Here is a 6,407-nt window from a genome sequence, read left to right on the forward strand (position 1 = left end):
CCTTGCGCGCCCCGTTGCCTCGCCTCGCGCGCGATGATCGGGAACGCACTGCCGTTCGCGGATTCATCGCGCGAGAGGGGGCTCAGAGCCGTGCGAGCCGCTCGAGCGCGGTCGCGAGCGTGCTCTCCTGCTTGGCGAAGCAAAAACGCACGACGCCCGATTCGTGCGCCTCATGGTAGAAAGCCGACACCGGAATGGCGGCCACGCCGATCTCGGCCGTGAGCCACTTCGAGAATTCCGCTTCGGGCAGATCGCTGATTGCCGAGTAGTCGACGCACTGGAAGTAGGTGCCTTCGCACGGCAGCAGCTTGAAGCGCGTGCTGGCGAGGCCCGCGCGGAAGAAGTCGCGCTTTTGCTGGTAGAACGCCGGCAGTTCCAGATACGGCTTCGGATCGCGCAGGTATTGCGCGAGGCCGAACTGCATCGGCGTGTTCACGGTGAACACGTTGAACTGATGCACCTTGCGGAACTCGGCGGTGAGCGGCGCGGGCGCGGCCACGTAGCCTACCTTCCAGCCCGTCACGTGATAAGTCTTGCCGAAGCTCGACACGATGAAGCTGCGCGCGGCCAGTTCCGGATAGCGCGCGACGCTTTCGTGCGGCTGGCCGTCGTAGACCATGTGTTCGTAGACTTCGTCGGAGAGGATCAGCACATTGGTGCCGCGCACGATCTCTTCGAGCTTGCGCATGTCCTCGGCGCGCCAGACCGTGCCCGTGGGGTTGTGCGGCGTGTTGATGAGGATGAGGCGCGTGTTCGGCGTGATGGCCGCGGCGAGGCGGTCGAACGGAATCGCGAAGTCCGGTGCTTCGAGCGTCACGAACACGGGCTTGCCGCCCGCCAGCTCGATCGACGGCAGATAGCTGTCATAGGTCGGCTCGACCACGATCACTTCGTCGCCCGCATGCACGGTGGCGAGTATGACTGTGAGCAGCGCCTGGGTCGCGCCCGCCGTGACGGTGATCTCGCTGTTCGCGTCGTAGCGGCGACCGTAGACGTGCTCGATCTTGTCCGCGATCGCCTCGCGCAGCGCGCCCACGCCCGCCATTGGCGGGTACTGGTTGTGGCCCTCGCGCATGGCCTGCGCGACCGCGTCGACGATGCGCGCGTCGCATTCGAAGTCGGGAAAGCCCTGGCCCAGGTTCACCGCGCCTTTTTCGGCGGCGAGCGCACTCATCACCGTGAAGATCGTCGTGCCGACGTTCGGCAGACGCGATGGAAAAGAGGGTGCGAGCAGGCTGTCTTGCGAAGTTGGCGTGGGATGCGATGCGTTCATGTCGCGTGCGGAAGGGGTACGGGAATCGAAAGCCTGATTGTAGGCAAATTGGCGCGGCGGTGGTTGGACCTGGCGGCGGCGCCATTCGCGCGCTTTCTTACGCGATATCAGGCTTGCGCGGGTTCGGCGGCGCGTTGCGCGCATTCGGCGACGAAGGCGTCGGGCGTCGCGATGCGAAAGCCGAAGTCGCGCGCCACGCGCCTCGCGAGCTTGAGCACCGCGCGGTCCTTCGAGACGAGCCATTGCGCGCCGCTCGCGCGCGTGAGATCGAGGAACTTCTGGTCGTCGCGGTCGCGGCATTGCGGCAGCGCTCGCGCGTCGGCGGGAAGCTCGGGCGGCTCGACCTGCTCCACGAGCACGGCCAGCGCGGCGAGCGCGTCCGCCTTGGTGACGCCGCGTCCGGCGAATTGCGGATAGTCGAGCACGTGGGCAAGTTCGGCCTGGCAGCGCGCGTCGATGAGCGCCCGGATCACGCCGCGCTCCAGCGCCGTGCGAATGGGGCGCGTGTGCGGATCGTCGAACACGAGAATGTCGAGCCAGACATTTGAATCGAGGACCACGCAAAGCGTGGGCGCGGCGGCGCGGGTGGCGATAGAGGGCGGTGTTGCGGTCGGGGGCGTGAGGCCGGTCATTCGTGAATTCGCTACAATCGGGCTTTCGCCTTTGAAGATCGGCACTGCGTGCCTGCAAGCCTCTATGATAATCGTTCTGTCGCCGGCCAAATCGCTCGACTATGACACGCCGGCACACATCGAAACCCACACCATCCCCGATTTCGTCGACGACGCAGCCGAACTGATCGAAGGCCTGCGCTGCCTCTCGCCGCAGCAGATCGGCACGCTTATGAGCATCTCCGACCCGCTCGCGCGCCTGAATTTCGAGCGCTATGCCGACTGGTCGAAGCAGTTCAGCCAGGCCAACGCGAAGCAGGCCGTGCTTGCGTTCAATGGCGACGTCTACGAAGGCTTCGACGCGAAAACGCTGTCGTCGGCCGATCTCGACTATGCGCAGCGGCACGTGCGCGTGCTCTCGGGGCTCTACGGCCTGCTGCGTCCGCTCGACCTGCTGCAGCCTTATCGCCTCGAAATGGGCACGCGTTTCGAAAACGCGCGCGGCAAGGATCTCTATGCGTTCTGGGGCGAGCGCATCACGCACGCGCTGAATGCACAGCTCGAGCGCAATCAGGAAAAATCGGCACAAGGCGCGCGCGTGCTGGTGAACTGCGCGTCGAACGAGTACTTCAAGGCCGTGAAGCCGAAGAAGCTCGCGGCGCCGGTCATCACGCCCGTGTTCGAGGACTGGAAGGGCGGCCGCTACAAGATCATCAGCTTCCACGCGAAGCGTGCACGCGGCTTGATGGCGCGTTATGCCGTCGAGAACCGCATTGCCGAGCCCGAAGCACTCAAGGCGTTCGACGTGGAAGGCTATGCGTTCGATGCGAATGCATCGAACGATTCGACTTACGTATTTCGTCGGCGTGTGGCCGAGTAAGCGCGAGGCGTGCGGCGGCCGATCGCCGCGTGCACAGCCGAACCAGCAAAGGATACAAACATGACGATTGCCATCACCAGCCAGTTCGACGCCGGCGCGATCGAGGTTCTGTCGTGCGAGCGTGCCGACGATATCCGTTTGCGCGTGCGCTCGGATAACCAGTCGGAATTTGCGCAGTGGTTCCACTTCCGTCTGTCGGGCGTACGCGGCGAGCGTTGCGTGATGACGTTCGAGAACGCATCTGCCTGCGCGTTTCCCGAGGGCTGGCGCGACTACCAGGCAGTGGCGAGCTATGACCGCGTGAACTGGTTTCGCGTGCCGACCACGTACGATGGCAAGCAGTTCGTTATCGACCATACCCCCGACTTCGACAGCATCTACTACGCGTACTTCGAGCCGTACAGCGAGGAGCGTCATGCGGAGTTCCTGGGCGCACTGCAACAGTTGCCGCAGGCGACGCTCACGCAGCTAGGCCAGAGCGTGGAAGGGCGGCCCATGTCGCTGCTCTCGCTTGGTATGCCAGGCGACACCGCGCCCGACGGCAAGCGCAAGAAGACCGTGTGGATCATCGCGCGTCAGCATCCGGGCGAGTCGATGGCCGAATGGTTCGTGGAGGGGCTCGTCAAGCGACTCGCGGGCTGGGGCGACTGGGCGGGCGATCCGGTCGCGCGCAAGCTCTATGACCGCGCCGTGTTCCATATCGTGCCCAACATGAACCCGGACGGCAGCGTGCACGGCAACCTGCGCACCAACGCCGTGGGTGCGAACCTGAACCGCGAATGGATGGAGCCGGACGCGCAGCGCAGCCCCGAGGTGCTGGTCGTGCGCGACGCGATCGAGGCAACGGGTTGTGATCTCTTCTTCGACATTCACGGCGACGAGATGCTGCCGTATGTGTTCGTCGCGGGCTCGGAGATGCTGCCGGGCTTCACCGAGCAGCAGCGCATCGAACAGAAGGCGTTCATCGATGCGTTCAAGGTGGCGAGCCCTGACTTTCAGGACCAGCATGGCTACGAGGCGAGCCGCTATCGCGAGGACGCGCTCAAGCTCGCGTCGAAGTACATCGGCCACCGCTATGGTTGCCTGTCGCTCACACTCGAGATGCCGTTCAAGGACAACGCCAATCTGCCCGACGAACGGGTGGGCTGGAATGGCGAGCGCAGTGCCGCGCTTGGCGCCGCGATGCTGCAGGCGGTCTTGCATCACGTCGAGACGTTTGCGTGACGCGGGAATAGACCGCGCCGGCGCGTAAAAAAAGGGGGAAGCGGCCAGGCCGCTTCCCCCTTTTTTTCGCACCGAGGACACTGGCGATATCAGTGAGCCACGGTCTTCTTCTTGTGCGAAGTCGTCTTCTTCGCTGTGGATTTCGACGCAGTCTTTGTACCGCTGCTCGACGACTTGTTGCTCGACTTGTTCGAGGTCTCCTTCTTCGAACTCTTGCCGGTGGCCTTCTTCGTCGAATGTTTGCCTTTCGCATGCGCGCTGGCTTGCGGCGCCGTGCTGCGCTCGCTGCGTGCGCCTGCCGGCGGCACTGGATCGTTCCAGCTGAACGCGAGCATTTGCTGGCCGACGTAGCCGCAGCGAAACTTCAGATCGTACGGCGAGTTGCCGCTTTCCTTGGGAATGCCGATACCGTCGACGGTCACGATCGTATCGACCTTGACGCGCTGTTTGCGTTCGTCGAATGAGTCGTTCCACGGCGTCACGCTCGCGTGCGCGCTATCGAACGAACTGGGCGGGAACTCGACATGATCGAGCACCGCTGAGGTGCTCGCGACGAAGTCAGCGTGCGCTGCGCAGTCGGCCACGAGCGGGTCGGCGTGCATCTGGGTGACGAACTGATTTACGAGATCGTTGTGCCGATCGAGTTGATCGGCTTGCGCGGCGGGCGTGGCAATGAGCATGAGGCTCGCGGCGCACGCAGCCAGTTGGCCGGCGACGCTCAGCAGCCGGCGGGATGCGTAGTTGCAGTCCATCTGCTTGATACGGAAGAGGGGTGAAACATCAGGCTCAGTAAGATGCGGTGTGACCGGGATGAGTTCAATCCGGAAACAATTATTTTCGCGTGCCTGAGCGGAGAAATTGGCATGAGCGCCGCTGCGCCTGCGTTGGCGCCTGGGCGCGACGTGTCGTCGCGCCCAGCGGTTCTAAAGTCTGACGGGCGGGACTGCTGGCGACTGTCGGTGGGGCAGCGCTCAGGTACGCGGGCCGCCGAGCCGATAGCGGCGCACGTCGTAGGTGGTGACCCAAGCCGGCCGATAGACGGCAATCAGCGCGGTTGCCATGCCGGTGAACCAGGCCTCGCCCGAAGCGAGCAAAAATACGCTGAACGCATAACCGACGGGTATGGTGAGCGTCGATCCGTTGTTGAGTGCGACATGGGTTCCGAGCGCCAGATACGCCGCCGCCGAAACGGCGATGGCAGGCGAGACGAAACCCTGGCCGACGATGAACATGAAGAGGTTGCGCGGCAGCCACGCTGTGCAGGCGCGCTGCAGCAGCGCCGAAATCGCGACAGGGAAGGCGCCGAATACCAGAAAAGTGAGCGCGATGCCCTCCCAGGGCGCGTCGAAGACCAGCGCCGCGAGCCCGACGACCGTTCCCATTGCGACTAGCGCGAGCCCCCAGTCGAATAGCGTGACGACGAGTGTGGCGCCGAGCAGATGCAGTACGGTGCCGTCCTCGAGCCACGCGTTGCTCGCCCACAGCACGGAGATCGCGACGACGATTGCGAGCCACACGTGCTGGAGCGTGGCGTCCTGAAGGCGCTTGAAGGGGTTCTGCCACAACGCGAGCGCGAGCAGCCCCGCGGTGACAATCCATGCACCGATAGCGACCCATAGCGGAAGCGGTGTGAACAGGAACCCCATGTGCTTCATATTACTCGTTGGAAGGCAAAACGTGTGGGCGAGCGGGCGCTGGTGCTTCCTCGTCGGCGTTTTCGGTCGCTTCGGCAGGCTGCGCCTGCAGGGCCGGCGGGGGCGCGCCGTAGGGCGCGTCCGGTTCCGCGGCAATAGGCAGCGGCTCGACACTGTCGCCTGGCAGCAACGGATAGCGGAACGTTAGCCCCTCGCGTGCGCGCAGCGGCACCGGGCCGTGCTCGCCGTGCTTTGGCTTTGGCGGATGCTCGCGCTGGGTGCGCAGCACCTCCAGCTGGTTCGCGAGCAAGCCGTTGTAGATCGCGACGGCTGCCGCACGATTGGGCGCGCCCAACTGCTGAAAGATGCTTGTCAGATGGACCTTCACAGTCCCCTCGCTGATGCCGAGCGCCCGCGCGATCATCTTGTTCGTGTTGCCCATGTGGACACAACGCAGGATCTGTTCTTGGCGCGGCGACAGTTGGACGTTCGGGCGCAGCTTTCGGACCTGTGCGGTGCCTTTGGCGTTGCGCCGGGGTGGAGGTGGCCATGGCGTGCTTGGGCCAAGCACGTCGGCCGGCAGATGGTCGCCGCCGAGCAGGATGAGCTCGAGAAACTTCACGATCAGGATGGAGTCCGTCGTGCGCCGGATGATGCCGCGGGCGCCTTCGTCAATGAGCGTCCGCACAGTGGCGGGCGTTTCCGCGCTGTCGACCAGCACGGCGACAGGCAGGCTGCGGTGCCGCGCGACGAAGTTGTGCAACTCGCCGGCGCGAATACCAGCG

The 6,407-nt window shown here is 64.5% G+C and carries 7 protein-coding genes; 2 read left to right on the forward strand and 5 right to left on the reverse strand.

Going from position 1 to position 6,407, the window contains the following annotated elements; all coding sequences use genetic code 11:
* Positions 1-82 precede the first annotated feature (82 nt).
* Positions 83-1,273 carry a pyridoxal phosphate-dependent aminotransferase gene (locus VMJ11_RS32035; protein ID WP_325625022.1) on the reverse strand — a complete coding sequence of 397 codons (1,191 nt, stop codon included), beginning with the start codon at positions 1,271-1,273 and terminating at the stop codon, positions 83-85.
* A gap of 107 nt (positions 1,274-1,380) precedes the next feature.
* A complete protein-coding gene (locus VMJ11_RS32040; protein WP_325625023.1) occupies positions 1,381-1,905 on the reverse strand; it encodes a putative toxin-antitoxin system toxin component, PIN family in 525 nt (174 codons plus the stop codon).
* Positions 1,906-1,969: 64 nt separating this feature from the next.
* On the opposite strand from VMJ11_RS32040, the gene yaaA reads away from it, so the two are divergent.
* Together yaaA and VMJ11_RS32050 are read left to right on the forward strand one after the other, a co-directional pair.
* Positions 1,970-2,764, forward strand: coding sequence for a peroxide stress protein YaaA (gene yaaA, locus VMJ11_RS32045; protein WP_325625025.1), 795 nt, complete (start codon positions 1,970-1,972; stop codon positions 2,762-2,764).
* Positions 2,765-2,824: 60 nt separating this feature from the next.
* Positions 2,825-3,988, forward strand: coding sequence for a M14 family metallopeptidase (locus VMJ11_RS32050; RefSeq protein ID WP_325625026.1), 1,164 nt, complete (start codon positions 2,825-2,827; stop codon positions 3,986-3,988).
* A gap of 89 nt (positions 3,989-4,077) precedes the next feature.
* Here the strand turns inward: VMJ11_RS32050 and VMJ11_RS32055 are convergent, their stop codons facing one another.
* The 3 genes from VMJ11_RS32055 to VMJ11_RS32065 form a co-directional block, all read right to left on the reverse strand.
* Complete coding sequence (locus tag VMJ11_RS32055) at positions 4,078-4,740, reverse strand: BspC domain-containing protein (RefSeq protein WP_325625028.1); 663 nt, start codon at positions 4,738-4,740, stop codon at positions 4,078-4,080.
* Between the two features lie 219 nt (positions 4,741-4,959).
* The gene (locus VMJ11_RS32060; RefSeq protein WP_325625030.1) at positions 4,960-5,634 is read right to left on the reverse strand and encodes an energy-coupling factor ABC transporter permease; all 675 of its coding nucleotides are present in this window, start codon (positions 5,632-5,634) and stop codon (positions 4,960-4,962) included.
* Positions 5,635-5,644: 10 nt separating this feature from the next.
* Positions 5,645-6,407, reverse strand: a 763-nt coding sequence (locus VMJ11_RS32065) for a response regulator transcription factor (RefSeq protein ID WP_325625029.1), incomplete at its 5' end; no start/stop codon positions are given.

Origin of the sequence: Paraburkholderia sp. (assembly GCF_035501035.1) — a bacterium.
In the GTDB taxonomy this organism is placed as follows: domain Bacteria; phylum Pseudomonadota; class Gammaproteobacteria; order Burkholderiales; family Burkholderiaceae; genus Paraburkholderia.